The sequence below is a fragment of the Corynebacterium sp. H113 genome (genome assembly GCF_037572315.1).
In the GTDB taxonomy this organism is placed as follows: Bacteria; Actinomycetota; Actinomycetes; order Mycobacteriales; family Mycobacteriaceae; genus Corynebacterium.
Genome location: NZ_JBBHKZ010000002.1, coordinates 447,717 through 464,350 on the forward strand (window position 1 = coordinate 447,717; position 16,634 = coordinate 464,350).

General features: G+C 54.3%; 18 protein-coding genes, 2 tRNA genes and 1 pseudogene. 8 read left to right on the forward strand and 13 right to left on the reverse strand.

Annotated elements, in window-relative coordinates; all coding sequences use genetic code 11:
* Nucleotides 1-28 precede the first annotated feature (28 nt).
* Nucleotides 29-163: pseudogene (locus WG938_RS03230) on the reverse strand (response regulator transcription factor); the annotation flags it as partial.
* Between the two features lie 32 nt (nt 164-195).
* On the opposite strand from WG938_RS03230, the gene WG938_RS03235 reads away from it, so the two are divergent.
* Both WG938_RS03235 and WG938_RS03240 read left to right on the forward strand, forming a co-directional pair.
* Nucleotides 196-435: a hypothetical protein gene (locus WG938_RS03235; protein WP_339977521.1), complete on the forward strand. Its 240-nt coding sequence runs from the start codon at nt 196-198 to the stop codon at nt 433-435.
* Between the two features lie 13 nt (nt 436-448).
* The gene (locus WG938_RS03240; RefSeq protein ID WP_339977523.1) at nt 449-1,222 is read left to right on the forward strand and encodes an ABC transporter ATP-binding protein; all 774 of its coding nucleotides are present in this window, start codon (nt 449-451) and stop codon (nt 1,220-1,222) included.
* A 61-nt stretch (nt 1,223-1,283) separates the two neighbouring features.
* Here the strand turns inward: WG938_RS03240 and WG938_RS03245 are convergent.
* Together WG938_RS03245 and orn are read right to left on the reverse strand one after the other, a co-directional pair.
* A tRNA-His gene (locus tag WG938_RS03245) sits at nt 1,284-1,359 on the reverse strand.
* 100 nt (nt 1,360-1,459) lie between these two features.
* A complete protein-coding gene (gene orn / locus WG938_RS03250; RefSeq protein WP_339977525.1) occupies nt 1,460-2,092 on the reverse strand; it encodes an oligoribonuclease in 633 nt (210 codons plus the stop codon).
* A 295-nt stretch (nt 2,093-2,387) separates the two neighbouring features.
* Here orn and WG938_RS03255 point away from each other — a divergent pair, with 295 nt between their 5' ends.
* A complete protein-coding gene (locus WG938_RS03255; RefSeq protein ID WP_339977527.1) occupies nt 2,388-3,017 on the forward strand; it encodes a TetR/AcrR family transcriptional regulator in 630 nt (209 codons plus the stop codon).
* A 127-nt stretch (nt 3,018-3,144) separates the two neighbouring features.
* Here the strand turns inward: WG938_RS03255 and WG938_RS03260 are convergent, their stop codons facing one another.
* From WG938_RS03260 to WG938_RS03280, 5 genes are all read right to left on the reverse strand, one after another.
* Nucleotides 3,145-4,188 (reverse strand): tyrosine-type recombinase/integrase, encoded by a 1,044-nt coding sequence (locus WG938_RS03260; RefSeq protein ID WP_339977528.1) that lies wholly within the window; start codon nt 4,186-4,188, stop codon nt 3,145-3,147.
* A 21-nt stretch (nt 4,189-4,209) separates the two neighbouring features.
* Nucleotides 4,210-4,932, reverse strand: a complete 723-nt coding sequence (locus WG938_RS03265; RefSeq protein WP_339977530.1) for a hypothetical protein — start codon at nt 4,930-4,932, stop codon at nt 4,210-4,212.
* 151 nt (nt 4,933-5,083) lie between these two features.
* Complete coding sequence (locus WG938_RS03270) at nt 5,084-5,491, reverse strand: hypothetical protein (RefSeq protein ID WP_339977532.1); 408 nt, start codon at nt 5,489-5,491, stop codon at nt 5,084-5,086.
* Nucleotides 5,488-5,916, reverse strand: coding sequence for an ImmA/IrrE family metallo-endopeptidase (locus WG938_RS03275; protein WP_339977534.1), 429 nt, complete (start codon nt 5,914-5,916; stop codon nt 5,488-5,490). Before WG938_RS03275 ends, WG938_RS03270 begins: the two co-directional genes overlap by 4 nt.
* A gap of 403 nt (nt 5,917-6,319) precedes the next feature.
* A tRNA-Arg gene (locus tag WG938_RS03280) sits at nt 6,320-6,392 on the reverse strand.
* Between the two features lie 215 nt (nt 6,393-6,607).
* Here WG938_RS03280 and WG938_RS03285 point away from each other — a divergent pair.
* The 5 genes from WG938_RS03285 to WG938_RS03305 all read left to right on the forward strand — a co-directional run bounded on the left by WG938_RS03285 (nt 6,608) and on the right by WG938_RS03305 (nt 12,694).
* Entirely contained in the window at nt 6,608-8,761 is a 2,154-nt protein-coding gene (locus WG938_RS03285) for a cytochrome c oxidase assembly protein (protein ID WP_339977536.1), read from the forward strand.
* Nucleotides 8,762-8,950: 189 nt separating this feature from the next.
* Nucleotides 8,951-9,457: a single-stranded DNA-binding protein gene (locus tag WG938_RS03290; protein ID WP_339977538.1), complete on the forward strand. Its 507-nt coding sequence runs from the start codon at nt 8,951-8,953 to the stop codon at nt 9,455-9,457.
* A gap of 223 nt (nt 9,458-9,680) precedes the next feature.
* On the forward strand, nt 9,681-11,351 hold the full coding sequence (gene ettA, locus WG938_RS03295; RefSeq protein WP_339977540.1) for an energy-dependent translational throttle protein EttA: 1,671 nt from the start codon (nt 9,681-9,683) through the stop codon (nt 11,349-11,351).
* Between the two features lie 151 nt (nt 11,352-11,502).
* Nucleotides 11,503-11,931, forward strand: coding sequence for an acyl-CoA thioesterase (locus tag WG938_RS03300; RefSeq protein WP_339977542.1), 429 nt, complete (start codon nt 11,503-11,505; stop codon nt 11,929-11,931).
* Nucleotides 11,924-12,694 carry a hypothetical protein gene (locus tag WG938_RS03305; RefSeq protein ID WP_339977544.1) on the forward strand — a complete coding sequence of 257 codons (771 nt, stop codon included), beginning with the start codon at nt 11,924-11,926 and terminating at the stop codon, nt 12,692-12,694. Before WG938_RS03300 ends, WG938_RS03305 begins: the two co-directional genes overlap by 8 nt.
* Nucleotides 12,695-12,775: 81 nt before the next feature.
* On the opposite strand, the gene WG938_RS03310 is transcribed toward WG938_RS03305, so the two are convergent.
* From WG938_RS03310 to WG938_RS03330, 5 genes are all read right to left on the reverse strand, one after another.
* Complete coding sequence (locus WG938_RS03310; protein ID WP_339977546.1) at nt 12,776-13,714, reverse strand: amino acid ABC transporter permease; 939 nt, start codon at nt 13,712-13,714, stop codon at nt 12,776-12,778.
* Nucleotides 13,714-14,400, reverse strand: coding sequence for an amino acid ABC transporter permease (locus WG938_RS03315; RefSeq protein WP_339977548.1), 687 nt, complete (start codon nt 14,398-14,400; stop codon nt 13,714-13,716). Before WG938_RS03315 ends, WG938_RS03310 begins: the two co-directional genes overlap by 1 nt.
* Before the next feature lie 19 nt (nt 14,401-14,419).
* Nucleotides 14,420-15,331 carry a glutamate ABC transporter substrate-binding protein gene (locus WG938_RS03320; RefSeq protein WP_339977550.1) on the reverse strand — a complete coding sequence of 304 codons (912 nt, stop codon included), beginning with the start codon at nt 15,329-15,331 and terminating at the stop codon, nt 14,420-14,422.
* 9 nt (nt 15,332-15,340) lie between these two features.
* Complete coding sequence (locus WG938_RS03325) at nt 15,341-16,069, reverse strand: amino acid ABC transporter ATP-binding protein (protein WP_339978787.1); 729 nt, start codon at nt 16,067-16,069, stop codon at nt 15,341-15,343.
* 154 nt (nt 16,070-16,223) lie between these two features.
* The gene (locus WG938_RS03330) at nt 16,224-16,625 is read right to left on the reverse strand and encodes a globin (RefSeq protein WP_339977552.1); all 402 of its coding nucleotides are present in this window, start codon (nt 16,623-16,625) and stop codon (nt 16,224-16,226) included.
* Nucleotides 16,626-16,634 lie beyond the last annotated feature (9 nt).

Below are 16,634 nucleotides of genomic sequence, written 5' to 3' on the forward strand. Positions count from 1 at the left end.
TAATCCGCACTCAACCCGGACTTTCCCCTTAGAGCATTCCCAACTCCCGTGCTTTGGCTACTGCCGAAGTGCGGGAGTTCACGTTTAGCTTGCTAAACACATGCACTAGGTGTGATTTCACTGTTGCCTCGGTAAGGAATAGCTCGGCAGCAATACCTCGATTCAGCTGCATTGGGCGCATCCCGTCGTGTGCTGGTGGCCGATGCTGTCGGGCAAGCTGGCGTGGTTCTCGCAATCGGAATCAGCGCGGGCCTAGCGCTCACTGTGGTCGTGGGTAGCTGGATTTCTACTAGTGGTGTCGTGCCCATTGAGATCAACGCGGGAACAACGGTGTGGCCGGGACTGGTAGTGGCCACAACTGGACTGGTCGGAGCCACTGTCAGTTTGATCCCCATTGTGCGCGTGGAACCGCGCAGCGCATTGGCAGCAGCGTAAGGAGAGCATAGAAATGACTGCAACACCTACTACTGACCTACGAGATAACACTGGCGATGTGCTTTGCGACGGTCGCCTCAACGCAAACATCGCGCTCCTCATGGAAAGCATCGTGTTGGATGTTCCCGATGGGCTGGAATCTCGGCGAATTCTTGACCACGTAACTCTCGCTGTTGACGTTGGCGAACTGATCGGATTGACGGGACCGTCTGGTTCTGGAAAATCAACGCTGCTTGCTATCGCGGGTGGTCTGCAAATGCCTAGCTCCGGTTCGGTATGGCTGAATACTGAAAGCAGAACAGTAAATCTCGCAGCACGGGGAACACACAGTGTGAAAAGTCGTCGCGAGAACATTGGAATCGTATTCCAGCAGGCAAACTTGCTTCCTGCTTTGACTGTGAAAGAACAACTACTGACCATGGCAAGGCTCGATCGGATCGTTGGTTGGCCTCATGGTGGAAAGAAGGAAGTATCGCGCCGGGCTGAATACCTTCTCGATGCCGTCGGCCTGGCTGGATACGAAAACCGGAAACCAAGCGAGCTATCGGGTGGGCAGCAAGCACGAGTGAATGTTGCAAGATCGCTGATGAATAGGCCATCGCTATTGTTGTGCGATGAACCAACTGCAGCGCTAGACCAGGAAACCGCGGCGCAGGTGACGCGGTTGATCACTGACATCACTCACGAGTCAGGTGTGGGAACGCTTTATGTCACGCATGATGCGGGGCAGCTCAGGAGCGCGGATCGAGTTCTCGAGATGATGGATGGAAATCTAACTGAAGGATAGAGAAAATAGCTGAACATAGAGAAAACCCTGGCCTTGAAGTCAAGGCCAGGGTTTTCCTACTTGGGGTGACTGACGGGACTCGAACCCGCGACACCCAGGATCACAACCTGGTGCTCTACCAACTGAACTACAGTCACCATCGCATCCACAGGGAAGTCATTTCTGACGTGCTCTGTGCAGCGAACTACATGTTAACCCAGGATTGTCTCGAAACAAAAACGGCTGGTGAGAGGCTAATTACTGAATAGGAACTGCCGTGGTGGCCTCATCGGCTGCTGTTTGGACATCGTCCGTCGACAAGCCATCGCCCGGAAGCATCATTGCGCGACGGTAGTAGTAGAGCTCGCGGACGGATTCGCGGATGTCTGATAGAGCGCGGTGTGACATGCCCTTTTCTGGTTGCCTGAAGTACACGCGTGGGTACCAACGGCGGGCAAGCTCCTTCAGTGAGGAGACATCAATCATGCGGTAGTGGAGGTGGTTGTCCAGCGCTGGCATGTAGCGCTTGATGAATGCTCGGTCAGCTGCAATCGAATTGCCCGCGAGCGGTGCCTGGCGGGACATTGGCACCCACTTCTTCACGTAATCGAGCACCAGGCGTTCTGCTTCGGTGATATCGACCTTCGACGCGCGGATTTCCTCGGTGAGTCCTGAGGAATTGTGCATTTGCGTTACGACGTCGTCCATTTGCGCCAAATCGATCTCTGATGCGTGGATGACGATGTCAATACCTTCGTCCAGGATGTTGAGATCTGCATCTGTGACCAAGGCCGCGATTTCCACCATGACGTGGCGTTCGGCGTCGAGGCCGGTCATTTCGCAATCGATCCATACGATGCGGTCGTGCTTCACTGGTGTGCTTTCACTCATGGTGCCTAGGGTTTCCATCCTGTGCTCGTCCTGTTGTCGGCAGCGATGCCGAATATGTACTCAACATGGTAGGCGCACCCGGTAGTGAATTCACTCAGTTCGATACTCGTTGAGTCATCCGAACTGTGAATTTTGTATAAAAAAATTAATGACAGATGTTATTTTGGTAAGAAATAGATAATTGTTGTAAAGTATTTCTGTCGCCCGCTTCAGGAAAGTTCAACTTCGCCTTTGACGTCGACATAATTGAGAACGCATTACCCAAAGGTCATTAATAGTAATTTTGGAGAGCGCTGTGAGTAATGAAATGCCTAAGCGAGAATCGGGAGAAGTGCTGGTTGAAGGCGTATCGTCACGTCATAGTGCTGTCGATGAGGCGATTATTCAAGCTGCTCGAGAGAGCATTATGACGGTCGGTTTAAGCCGAACATCAATTGCGGAGATTGCGCGTAATGCGGGAGTCTCGCGCCCCACCATTTATCGCCGGTATGCAGATATCGGCGAATTGTCGTCTGAAGTCATAAACCGCGAAGTTGTTCGTTTACTCGAAGGGCTGACTGATCTTCCAGGGAATGCGCTTGAAGGGGTAGCTGCCCGATTCCGCATCGTTGTGGAGAGGGTGGGCGCGAGTGAGTTCCTGCGCAGTTTGATCGAGACAGACCCAGAACGTGTGTTGAAGTCGCTCACAAATACCCAGACGGATACACAGCTTCAGATCGTTCGTGCCTATGTATTACCGGCTATTCGGCAGGGGCATGAGGATGGGTCGATTCGTCAGCACGATCCCTACGCACTTTCAAACAACGTTTTCCGGCTCATGCAGGCCACAGCCGTGTTATGGACGGGGCTAGTTAGCGATGCCGTTGAGCATCAGGATCCTATCGACGAAGTAGTTGATATGGTCACTCGCTACTTGAAGCCGTAAAGACGTGGCTGGTACCGCTGTAGTGACCGTGAAGTGCCCCCAGAAGGATTCGAACCCGCCACAGAATGCGACGTGAACAGCATAAACACCACTCCAAGCCACCGATCCCACGACAATCCCACGACATTCACACAGCATCACGGATCTTCACATCCATCGAATCCGCAACCTCATCCAAATCACCATCAAACAAATCCGCATATACATCCAACGTCATCGCCGCCGAAGCATGCCCCAACTGACGCTGCACCACCTTCACCGACGCACCAGACGACACCATCAACCCAGCAGCAACATGCCGCAAACCATGAGGCGTCACATACGGAAACCCCTCATACTTCTCCATACACCTAGACACAGCCCCGTAATACCAATCAGGAAACGACGGGTTCGGCAACGGACCACCCACAGCCCGCTCCCACAAAAGCGACTCAGGGTTCTTGTTCTCCAACAGTGGGGCAATCATCGCCATGACATACTTCGGTACCGCAACAGTCCGCTTCTCGTGCGTTTTAGGCGTACCAATAATGATCTCTTTGCCGACAGTGACGGCGTTGTGTTCAATGTTGATTCGACGGCGAAGAACATTCACATCTCGCACCCGCAAGGCAGACGCTTCACCCCAACGCAGGCCAACAGTTCCGAGCAGCCAAATCAACTCCTTGTGCTTCGTCGCTTCGTCTGCCAACTGCTGTAACTGCTCGATAGTGAGATATGTCTTGGCTGATTTTGGTTTCTTCGGCAACTTCAAGCCCGACGCGGGATTGGTTGGGAGGTCACCGTCGAGGACGGCCATCGCAAGAATCTGTCGTAAGCAGTCGTGAGCTTTACGAACGGTCGATGCGCCAGACTGACTACTGGAAACCCAATGTTGGACATCGGATGGCTTAATCTTGCTTATCTGCCACTCGCCCCAGTAGGGCTTCACATGGACCCGCCAAGCGGATTCTGTGGTGCGGTACGTAGATGGCTTTAAGTGGGTCTGCATCGATAGCCACCGCTGGCCAAGTTCACCGATCGTTATCTTGCCTCGAGCTTCGTGGACCCAGGTGCCACTGTTGATTGCGAGTGTGTTTTTCGCTGCCCATGCTTGTGCTTCGTCTTTGGTTCGGAAGCCTTGTTTTGTGAGAGTGGTGGGGCGCTCTGCCTGTCCAAAGTTGGAGCGCCCCACACGCATATTTACTTATTGCGTCTAACCCGGGTAGCTTTCGCAGCCCACGCCATCTCCATCGGCATCATGGTCTGGAACATAGACGCCATCTCCGATGTACGTCTTGTGTCCAATGTCAGCACACTTCAACCCACCTCCGGATGGCTCCGGAGCGGGTGCGGGAACAGGATCAGGGTCGGGAACGGGAGCAGGGGCTGGTTGGTATTCCTCCTGTACCGTCGCAGTCGTAGTGGTTGGCTCCAGCTCCGGCACCTGCTCTGGGGTATCTACCGGGCTGTTCGCTTCAGGCTCATTCTGCTCCTCGGAAGCAGTGTCCTCTGTGCTCTCAACCGTGGAAACCGTTTTGCTCGACTTGGAAGTAGTGCTCGTTTCTGTGCGCGTCTCTGCTTCGGACTCGGTAGTACTTGGAATCGGCGCTACCGCATTTTGCTGCGGAGGAACTGGTTGGTTCTTCGGAGGTGGTAGCAGCATACCGCCAATGAAGAATGCTAGAATCGCCAAGGGTGTGACGATCTTCCACTTCCGTTGAGCCTTTGGCGCGTCGTTGAGAGGCGCTAATAACGAGCGATCTTCGTCAGTGAGCAAGCCATAGTATGCCTCAGCTTCAGTGTGCGCTTTTTGAGACTCTTTGTCTTTCCGTTCGCAGCGGAACCACCAAATAGCAGGGCCTGCGGCGGCAAGCGCGAGAAACAAGGGGCCGATGTAGCTTTTCTGGCCATCACTTAACCACGTGATGATGCACATGATGCCAATAAAGATCCCTAAGCAAGCAAGGACCAATTTAAATTTGCGAGCGATTGCTCCCGATATTTTCATATTCGATCTCTTTCGTAAGGCCTGTTTCCAGGCAGCCAATAATTCTTCTGTCACGCCCAGATCGCGGGCGGGATTCTTTCTATTCTAAAACTCCAGCGTCGCGTGCCTGCTGTGGAGTGAACTCGGCAAGCTCGGCTTCATCCCAGTGCTGGTCACGGTACATATTCCATAACCATCCGTTACACGTTCCATCGCCGGCCTTATCGATCTCTAGGTTGCTAGATCCGATTGCAGTCGCGCCTTGAAGATGTTGCATCCCATCTATCGCAGCACGATGTTCCGCCGGAGTGTAATCATCTGGATGCGCAAGAATCTCCACAAACACACTTGCCGCAGCATTATCGCTGTTCAATGCTTGGTTGCAGAGATACGCATCGTAAACCTCTTCACGCTGTGCATCATCAGCCCACGTTTCCTCTCCCAGGCCGCATCCGGCGAGCCCTGCGGACGCAATAAACGCAGCGGCCAACACTAGTCGAATCTTCATTGTCTTACCTTTACAAGTTGTTTCCAAGTGTTTAGCAGGTGGACGGTGACATCTAGCTCGTAGGCGATGGCGTCATCGTGCGGGCCGTGTATACGTTCTGCCGCTTGGTAGGCTTCTTCGGATATTAGTAGTTGTGCCGCAAATTGGTCTGCGGCGCGTTCGTCTCGCTGGTCAAAGATCGTTCCTGTGTAGATGTCTCCACGGATCGCGTGGCCGATCTCGTGAGCGAGAGTGCTGCGGTATTCCCTGTGGGTGAGGTCGTTCCGCAGGCTGATCGTCTTAGTGTGGAGTGAGCACCAGCCCTTGGGGCCATCGCGGTGGTAAATGATGGTGAGCCCCATGCTCTGGGCTAGTTCCTCTAGGTCAAGCGTCGTAATCTCCCGGATCCCCTTCCTGAACTCTAGGACTGTCGTCAGCAACCGCATCAAGAGGCATACCACCATGGGTGGATTGGCGTCGTTCTGCGAGTTCGTCCATCTTTTGGACTCTTTGCATGGCTAGGTTCTGTAACTCAGCGAGTTGGCGTACCGGGACGATGCGCTCTGCGAGTTCGACAACGATGTCGGCGTCGTCAGCGGTCGCAAGTAGTTGGCTATCTGTGTCTAGGTATTCAAATGCAAACTCGGTATGCCTAGAGTGTTCAAATTGTGTTCAGGATCACATCCCACAATCTGTCCGACACGCTTTTACGGCCTGAAAATCCGCTGCATTTCCGCTGCATTTGACCCAACTTTAGCCAATATGGCGCAACATTAGCAGGGGTAGTTGCGTCGGGTGAAACCCTCGCTGAACTGGAAAAATACCAGCTAAAGACGGGGATAAAAACCGTGCCCCCAGAAGGATTCGAACCCTCGACCAATCGGGTAGAAGCCGACTGCTCTGTCCACTGAGCTATGGAGGCTAATGCTATGTCCGGGATTCCAGCGATTCATCGCATGGTGTCTCGGGCTCTTTCGTTGTAATGCATAGGAAATCATAGTCAGCAATACGTGGATGCTACCAATCGCCCCGGTGAAACTTGTCGTTAGTGCGATGGGGCAGACTCGGCGACTCAATTAAGCAAAGTCACCCTGGTCGGGTTCTTTCTAATCCGCGTGGAGGGCTACCCTAGAGGTTATGACTGCGACGACTACGCAAGCTCCGCCTGCCGAGCTTCCAAAAACACGGCAGCGTGTTCGCCAGACTACGCATTGGTATTGGCTATTTGTGCTGGTAGCTGGCATCCTTGCCGGTGGCCTGTCCCTGGCCTACAACATGGAATCGCGAACTACGCTAGGCGTTCCAGATCCGGGTGTCATCACAACGTTCGGTTTCCCAATGGCAAAGGCCGGCGGCGAAATGCTGGCATCGTTGGCAGTGGGTTCCTTCATGCTCTCGGCGTTTGGTACTCGCAAGCGTGACGACGGAACGTTGGACGTCGATGGCTTTGCTGCATCCCGTACCGGCATGTGGGCAATTTTGTCGTGGGGTTTGATCGGCTTGCTGCAGATCCCACTAGTGCTGTCGGACGTTTCTGGTAATCCATTGTCTGTCACTATTCAGCCTGAGAACTGGGGTGTGGCCCTCGAGCAGGTGAGCGAGGCCGTGGCCTGGCTGTGGGTAGGCATTATTGCGCTGGTGGCAGCTCTGGGTTCTGCACTTACTCGGAAGTGGATTTGGCAGCCAGTCTTCTTCGCACTGAGCTTGGCATCAATGATTCCGCTAGCAGTGGTGAGCCACAACGCTACTGGCGGTGCACACGATTACGGAACGAACTCGTACATCTGGCACTTGGCATTCACAGTGTTCTGGGTCGGTGGCTTGATGGCACTTATCGGTCATGCTCGTCGTCGCGGAGCATTCTTGGCTGAAGTAGTGAAGCGCTACAGCTTTGTGGCTCTGGTGTCCATCATCGTGTTGTCTATCTCGGGCTTCATTAACGCAGCGATCAACATTCGCTGGATCGACCTGGTGTCAAATAACTACGGCATCATGGTTCTGGTGAAGGCGATTCTGATCGTTCTGCTTGGTCTTTTCGGCTATATGCACCGCAAAGTAACCATGCCGAAGATTGAAAAGGATCCTTTCGGTCGCGCGTTTTGGAGGCTGGCTATTGGTGAAGTCATCACCATGGCGCTGGCTGTAGGCGTGGCAGTTGCGCTGGGACGTACGCCACCACCACCTAAGTTTGCCGAGCAGGCGGGTGGCGAGGGGTTGCCACAGATTACGCAAATGCAGGTTAAGTTGGGCTACGACCTCACCATCCCATTTGGTTGGGAGGCTGTCTTTACCCAGTGGCGCTTTGATATTTTCTTCGGCTCAGCTGCGATTATTGCGGCGTGGATTTACCTCTACTGGTTGCGACTGCTGAAGAAGCGTGGCGGTCAGTGGCCAGTGGCAAATACCTTCTGGTGGTTGGCTGGTTGTGCGACGTTGCTGTACACGTCGTCAAGCGCGCTGGGAGTGTACATGCCGGCGTTGTTCTCGACACACATGCTGGCTCACATGCTCTACTCGATGGCTATTCCGGTGATGTTGGCATTGGGCGGTCCTGTGACGTTGGCGTTCCGTGCATTGAAGCCAGCTGGACGTAAGGGACTGCCATTTATTCGTGAGTGGTTGGTGGCATTCATTAACAATCCGGTGTCGAGATTCCTCACAAACCCGGTTGTTGCGACGTCACAGTTCGTAGCAGGTTTCTACCTTTTGTACATGACGCCAATCTACGACTTCCTGGCTGATGAACACGCGGGTCACCTGTTCATGAACATCCACTTCTTGATCTCGGGTTACATCTTCTACTGGGTAATTATCGGTGTGGATGCTGCACCTCAGCAGATTTCTCCGTCGGTGAAATTGATGGCACTCATGGGCTCGCTGCCATTCCACGCGTGGTTCGGCATTACTTTGATGCAGACGCAGCAAATCCTGGCCGAGGACTATTACCGAGAGCTGGACTTGCCATGGAAGGTTGATCTCCTGGCGGATCAGAACATCGGTGGCATGATCGCATGGGCAACAGGCGAAATTCCGCTTGCATTGGTGACCGTCGCGTTGTTCGTTCAGTGGCGAAAGTCTGATGCCAAGGATGCAGCTCGGTACGACCGCATCGCGGAGCGCACAGACGAAGCTGAACTCAAGGCATACAACGAAATGCTTGCTGCACGAAGCCAAGGCGTGGGCATGACGGAAGAAGAAATGGCCTACTACACCGGCGAAGTTGATGCGGAGCATCAGCTGCATATGGAAAACCCAATTGATGCCTCAAAGAATGGCGGTCGTGGTCTGTAGGACTCGCAATAGCTGAGGCATCTCGCAAGTCGAATAGTCGAGCAGCCTGTGCATAACCACATTTCCCGTGGGTTATGCACAGGCTGCTTTGTTGTCTCTTCCAAACTTCACGACGACTAGCCATGCTCAAGGTGCGAGACACCGTGGCCACAAGGTCATGGAAAACCAAATCTGGAGAGGGAGACTCGCATGTCTGAATCAACAATCACGGTCATCGGCAATGTTGCTACACCGCCGATGAAGAAGATGACTAGTGCTGGGGAAGTTGCCACGTTCCGGTTGGCATCGTCGCGTTCGGCCAGAACTGACAATGGCTGGGAAAGCCAAACACCGACCTACTTCGACGTCGAAGTGTGGGGCCAAATGGCCGACAATCTCGTGCGCACTGCAGTCAAAGGTGTGGGGCTGATTGTGCAGGGATACCTCCGCACCGAAACGTGGGTGACTGAGGAGGGGGATAACCGTTACCGGATGAAGCTCGTCGCGAAGTTTCTGGGACCGCACTTGAAGTGGCAGTCTGCAAAGGTAATGAAGTCTCGGGATGAAGAGTTCGTGCCCACTCCTGCTGAAGTGAAGGATTTTCCCGATTCTGTGGAGTCTGATTTGGCAAAGCAGACGGAAGCACAAGACATGGGCGGTGACAACAGCGACGCGCACCACGACATGGCTCATGCAGGCGGCGAGCCACCGTTTTAGAATTCGGGCCTAGATGTGGGTGCAGCATCGTCGCGCAGATGATGGTGTTGCGCCCCTTGGTCTGATTCCGGGGTGGTGAGGCCCTCTGCGTGGCGTGGCTACGTTGTGCCTTTCACCCGCCATGCGTAACCTCAACGTGGACTGATTTAATTTAGATCATGTAGTAGTCGGGCCTTGTCGTGGTCAGACCTTGTATAAGTCAGAGTAGGGGTTGTGCATCACCATGGGTGAGTTCATCTATCAGATGAAAAACGTGCGTAAGGCGCACGGTGAGAAGCTGATTCTGGATAACGTCACGATGGCGTTTTACCCAGGCGCAAAGATCGGTGTTGTCGGTCCGAACGGTGCTGGTAAGTCGTCGATTCTGAAGATCATGGCTGGCTTGGACCAGCCAAGCAATGGCGAGGCATTCTTGGAGCCAGGTGCAACGGTCGGCATCCTCCTGCAGGAGCCACCGTTGAACGAAGAGAAGACCGTCCGCGGTAACGTCGAAGAAGGTCTTGGTGACATCTTCGAGAAGAAGCAGCGCTTCGAAGCCATCGCGGAAGAGATGGCCACTAACTACACCGATGAACTCATGGAAGAGATGGGCAAGCTCCAGGAGGAGCTCGATGCCGCTGACGCATGGGAAGTCGACTCGAAGATCGAACAGGCAATGGAAGCACTTCGTTGCCCACCATCGGATGCTCCAGTTACCAACCTTTCTGGTGGCGAGCGTCGTCGTGTAGCACTTGCAAAGCTCCTACTCTCCGAGCCTGATCTCCTGCTTCTCGACGAGCCGACTAACCACCTCGACGCTGAGTCGGTGCTGTGGTTGGAAAAGCACTTGGCTGACTACAAGGGTGCCGTCCTGGCCGTGACTCACGACCGTTACTTCCTCGACCATGTTGCAGGTTGGATCTGTGAGGTCGACCGCGGCAAGCTCTACCCATACGAAGGTAACTACTCCACCTACCTGGAGAAGAAGGCTGAGCGCCTCGAGGTTGCCGGCAAGAAGGACGCGAAGCTGCAGAAGCGTTTGAAGGATGAACTCGCATGGGTTCGTTCCGGCGCAAAGGCACGTCAGGCGAAGAACAAGGCCCGTCTGGAACGCTACGAGCAGATGGTGGAAGAGGCCGAGCAGTACAAGAAGCTTGACTTCGAAGAAATTCAGATTCCAACGCCACCACGTCTGGGCAACGTCGTTGTTGAGGTCAATAACCTTGACAAGGGCTTCGATGGTCGTACCTTGATCAAGGACCTGTCGTTCACGTTGCCTCGTAACGGCATCGTTGGCGTGATTGGTCCAAATGGTGTGGGTAAGTCGACGCTCTTCAAGACCATTGTTGGCCTTGAAGAGCCAGATGCTGGCGAAGTGAAGGTTGGCCAGACGGTCAAGCTCAGCTACGTCGACCAGGGTCGCGAGAACATCGATCCAAACAAGACCGTGTGGGAAGTTGTTTCTGACGGACTTGATCACATCGTTGTCGGACAGAATGAAATGCCATCTCGTGCGTACCTGTCGGCATTCGGTTTCAAGGGCGGCGACCAGCAGAAGCCATCGAAGGTTCTCTCCGGTGGTGAGCGTAACCGCCTGAACTTGGCTCTGACGCTGAAGCAGGGCGGCAACCTGATCCTCCTGGATGAGCCAACTAACGACTTGGACGTCGAAACGCTGTCGTCTTTGGAAAACGCTCTTCAGAACTTCCCAGGTTGTGCAGTGGTCATTTCGCACGACCGTTGGTTCCTGGATCGCACCTGTACCCACATTCTTGCGTGGGAAGGCAACGTCGCCGAAGGCCAGTGGTTCTGGTACGAGGGCAACTTCGAAGGCTACGAGAAGAACAAGGTCGAGCGTCTCGGACCTGAGGCAGCACGCCCATCGCGAGTTACGCACCGTAAGCTGAGCCGCTAGTAAGTTTCTTAGCTACTGGGTTTTGCCAGGAAGGCCCGTGCTGCACCACAGTTGTTGCAGTGCGGGCCTTTGCGTATCCACGGAAGCGCAAACTGTAGAAGAATATAACAAGTAGCGGCAGATATATCACTGAGGAAAGGTGGATTGTGCCATGACCGAGTCACGTCAATTCGTCACCGTTGTTCCTGTCCGTTGGTCGGACTTTGACCAGTTCAATCACGTGAATAACGCAGCGTACTTTGAGTTTGCGCAGGAAGCTCGGGTGGCATTCGTAACCGAGGGACTCGGGCGAGCGTTGTCTGCGCACGCGACCGTCGTTCGTCGCATCGAGATCGATTACCTCCGCGCGCTGCTTCCAGACACCAAGCAGGTCACTGTGGAAACCGAGATCATCAACGTGGGTACGACTTCGTACACATTGAGTCAGAGCATCAAAGACCAGCATGGTCATGTGACGGCTGTCGTCAAGACCATCATGGTGCTGTTCGATCTGGAACGTTCCGTTGCACTGCAAATCACTGCCGCGGAGCGCCAGCAGCTTACCCAGTTCACCTCGCCGGAGTTGACCGCTGGTGAGTAGCCCGAACACGCAGACGCTCACGCTTAGTGACCCGCAGTCGCTACAGAATCTGGCGGTGCTCGCTCATAAGGCTCTCAAGTTGGATGCGCAGGCGCTCATTCGGGTTCGGCTTCACGACGATCACACCGACAGCAATCTAGCCCGGCTGTGGGCGACAACGCCGTTCGGCCCAATTGGTTGTCGGACAATGGCGATCGGTGCTTCTCCAGATGATGCGGTGATGGGGGCGGAGACCGTCGTGAAGTCTGCAGTCACTGCGAAGGATGGATCTGCGCCGAGTGCGGGCCATCCCGTGACGTTGGATGCGGGGACGTCGCTGGCTGCGTCGTGGCCGGGTTCGCTGCCTCCGGAAGATGGTTGGATGTTGGCGGATTTTGTGCCAGCGATGGTCTTTCGCAAGTTGGAGAAGCAAGCGAGGGCTGAGGCGACACGGTCATCAGGACCACTGGGCTTGCCGACGTCGCTGCTCGATCAGGTGGTTCTGCAGGTGGAGTCGCGCGGAGACAGTGACGGAGTCATTGGTGGTAGTGCCGATGCGGGCACTGATACCGGTACTAATCACGTTGCCGATGGAGTTGCCAGTTCCACGAGTGCAGAGATCACGATGCGCGACGTTTTTGCGCTGTGTGCATTGGGATTTATTCCGGCGGAGCCAGATATTAACGAACCTGTGCGGATTTCGACGCGTGGCCGGTGGCATCGGCTCGATGGCAGATTCGGCAGTGTGTACGCCTCTGAGGGATTTGGCGTCATTCCTGTGTAGAGCGATGAAAAGAGCATGGGCACCAAGAATATTCTTGGTGCCCATGCTGCATGTATGAGGTTTTACAAGCTAACGATGTAGCTAATCTGCGATTGTGCGCAAATCCTCGTGATCTGGGTCGCGCCAGTCGAGAACTGCGTTGTCCTTGGTCAGAATACCTTGTGACGGCTGCTGCGGAACCTTAGCAATGATGTTGCGTCGTGCACGGCCAGCTCGTAGCTGTCGCTCGATGCGCTCAGCCAAAGTGGACAGTCCCATGTTGATAGCGATCATGATGATGGCGATGACAATAAGGGATGGGAGCATCGCACCGTAGTATTCGCCCAACTGACGGCCGGAACGGACCACCTCAACGAAGCCGATCATGTAACCGAGAGCCGAGTCCTTCAGCGCAATAATCATCTGCGAAATGATTGCAGGCAGCATTGCTGCGACCGCCTGTGGCAACAGGATGGAGTACATCGACTGACGATGTGACAGGCCAAGTGCCTTAGCCGCTTCCCCCTGGCCCTTCGGCAAGGAGCGAATGCCGGAGCGCAATGTCTCAGCGATCACCGAACCGTTGTACATGGTGAGTCCAAAAACTACGGCTGAAAAACCAAGGTACTGGGACGGCACAATCTTGAACATTGCGAAAACCGTGTATGCGAAGAGCATCAACACCAGCACTGGGATGGCACGGAAGAACTCAACGATCACGGAGCACAGTCCACGGATGATTCTGCTTTCGGATAGACGTCCGACACCAAGCAAGGCACCAACTACCAGCGCGAGGAGGATCGACACGACAGCCGCCAGAATTGTGCTGAGCAGACCTGGAAGAATATAGGTAGTCCAGGTGGATGCCTTAAAGAAGATCGTCCACTTTTCGGGGTCCAGCTGGCCCTTCGCATTGAGCTTCATCAGTACCCAAGCAACAACGCCGAGGGTGATCAGAACCGTAATGCCGGTGAGAATGCGGTTTGTCCGGATTCCCTTCGGGCCGGGTGCGTCGTAAAGAACTGTAGCGCGTGTAGTCATTAGCGCTTCACCGCCCATCGGTTGCCTGCCCAGCCAAAGAAGAGGCCCATGGGCAAGGTGAGAATGATAAAGCCGAGTGCAATAAGCGCGAAGATGACCAGAATGTCGGAAGCGTAGTTTTCCGTCATCGTCTTCATCAGCAGGGATGCCTCGGCGACACCAATGACAGAGGCAATGGTGGTGTTCTTCGTCAGTGCAATCAGGGTATTGCCCAGTGGAACGATCGCGCCACGGACTGCTTGAGGCAAAATCACGTGCCGGAAATTGTCATTGAAACCCAGTCCCAAAGAACGGGCAGCTTCAGCTTGTCCGAATGGAACAGTGTTGATGCCCGAGCGCAAGGACTCAGCAACAAAACATGATGTGTACAGCACGAATGCTAGTACAGCTAGGCGGAAGTTCTGCCTCATAATGAACGAGTCATTCTCCGCAGCGAGCAAAAGCCCGAGGTTGTAATACAAGCCTAGTGACGCAATCAACATGACCAGCGTCAGGGGAGTATTACGTACGACATTGATGTATCCAGTCGCGAGCGAGCGAAGAATGCCAACGGGACTGACTCGCATTGCCGTCAGAATGACGCCGAGAATGAGGGATCCAAGTGCTGACCAAAATGTCAGCCGAATGGTGACCCAAAATGCTGGGAGCAGTTCGGGTCCCATTTCTGCCCATAGTTCGGGATTCATGATTTAGTACACCTCATTTCTATTTCTCGTCGACGAACGACAAGTCGCCGATATTTGGCTTTGGTCCGATCTCAAAGTTGTCGCCCAAATTCTTGCGGACAATCTTTTCGAACTCCCCGGAATCATGCATCTCGTTCAAGGCTTCGTTGATGGCTTCTTTGCCAGCGTCGTCGCCCTTCGGCAGGCCAATCCCGTAGTATTCGTCGGTCCAGAAGCTTCCATCTGGATTCTTCAGCTGAACGACCTTGTACTCGTCGTTGTAGCGTTCGCGGTAACGCTCTGCGAAGCCAGCCAGAATCGTTGCATCGGTTGTTACTGCATCTACCACGCCCTGGTTCACTCCTTCAGCGCAGGCAGCATAAGTATCGAACTCCTGTAGCTGCACCGACGGAAGCGCTGCCTTCACTTTCTGTGCTGGGGTGGAACCGGACACCGAACACAGCTTCGTGCCAGGCGCGACGTCTTCGAGTCCCTGGATCTTGTTGTCTCCACGTACTAGGAGGGCCTGGTGCGTGACGACGTACGGCCCCGCAAAATCGACCGACGCAAGTCGACCAGCATTGATGGAATAGGTCGCGGCGATCATGTTGACTTCACCATTGTTGATCAGCGCTTCGCGTTGAGCGGATGGAGTCTCGCGCCACGTCATTTCTGGTACAGCCCAGCCGTTCTTTTTGGCAATGTGCTCGATGACGTATCGAGACACATCCGTGTCCATGCCTTCGAAACTCTTCTCAGGGGTACGTTCGCCAAGACCTGGCTGGTCATACTTGGTTCCGAGCACCACATGTCCGGCTTTGATGTCATCGAGAAGTGCGCGCTTCTCCGACGAGCCACAAGACACCAGCGAGAACGTCACGGCTATGGCAGTGGCCGCTGCAGTCATGCGCCGGAGGAAACTCCGGTTTGTGTGTTTAGTGAGAGTAGTCATGTGAATACCTCATCGACCGAGGATGGTGGCGAGGAAGTCCTTCGCACGATCCGAAGCCGGGTTGGTGAAGAACGTCTCTGGATCAGTGTCTTCAACGACAGCGCCGTCAGCCATGAAAAGAATTCGGTCCGCGACCTTGCGAGCGAAGCCCATTTCGTGAGTGACGACAACCATCGTCATGCCTTCCTTTGCCAGGTCAGCCATGACTTCCAGAACTTCGTTGATCATTTCTGGGTCAAGTGCGGATGTTGGCTCGTCGAAAAGCATGACGCGTGGCTTCATTGCCAAAGCGCGGGCGATAGCGGCACGCTGCTGCTGACCACCGGATAGCTGAGCAGGGTACTTCTCGGCCTGGGCAGAGATACCGACGCGGTCTAGGAGCTGATCGGCTTGCTTATTGGCATCAGCCTTTGAAACCTTGCGAACCTTCAGTGGGGCAAGTGTGACATTGTCACGAATGGTCATGTGGCTGAACAAGTTGAAGGACTGGAACACCATACCAACGTCAGCACGGAGCTTCGCGAGGTCTTTTCCTTCTTCTGGAAGCTTCTTGCCATCGATGAAGATCTCGCCTTCATCGATAGTTTCCAAACGGTTGATGGTGCGGCACAGAGTCGACTTACCGGAGCCTGAAGGACCGAGAACTACAACAACCTGGCCTTTTGGGATATCGAGGTTGATATCTTTCAGCGCGTGGTACTCGCCGAAGTGTTTCTGAACACCAGCCAACTTAATCATTGGCTGTGAAGAATCTGAAGCTGTCATAACCGAATAATAGCGGTGTCCTAGGTCACAAGAGAATAGTGTTAACAGGAAAACCACATATTGTTATGACTTTGTTGCGTGACCTGGGACATTATGCGTCCCAGGCGCTACAGCGGGTTGTACTTTACTAGCCAGGCTGGTTGATCAACATGTCGGCGACCTGAACCATGTGCTTCCACATCGCGTCCCGATGTGCATCAGATAGCTCGCCGGGTTCCAGTTCGTCCAGAGACTCGTGCATCAGTTGCAGCCAACGATCACGTGCTGCCCGATCCACATGGAAGGGGAAGTGGCGCATGCGAAGACGCGGATGTCCTCGCACTTCGTTGTAGGTATGCGGGCCACCCCAATACTGCTCGAGGAACATCCGCAAACGGTCTTCCGCACCGTCCCAATCATCCTGTGGGTACATCGGCCCCAAGATGTCGTCGGTCTTCACCCGACGATAGAAACCAGCGACGATCTTCGCAAAGGTTTCATCGCCGACCTCACGATAAAAATCGCTGAATTGAGAATCATCGTTTGCCATACTCTTTAC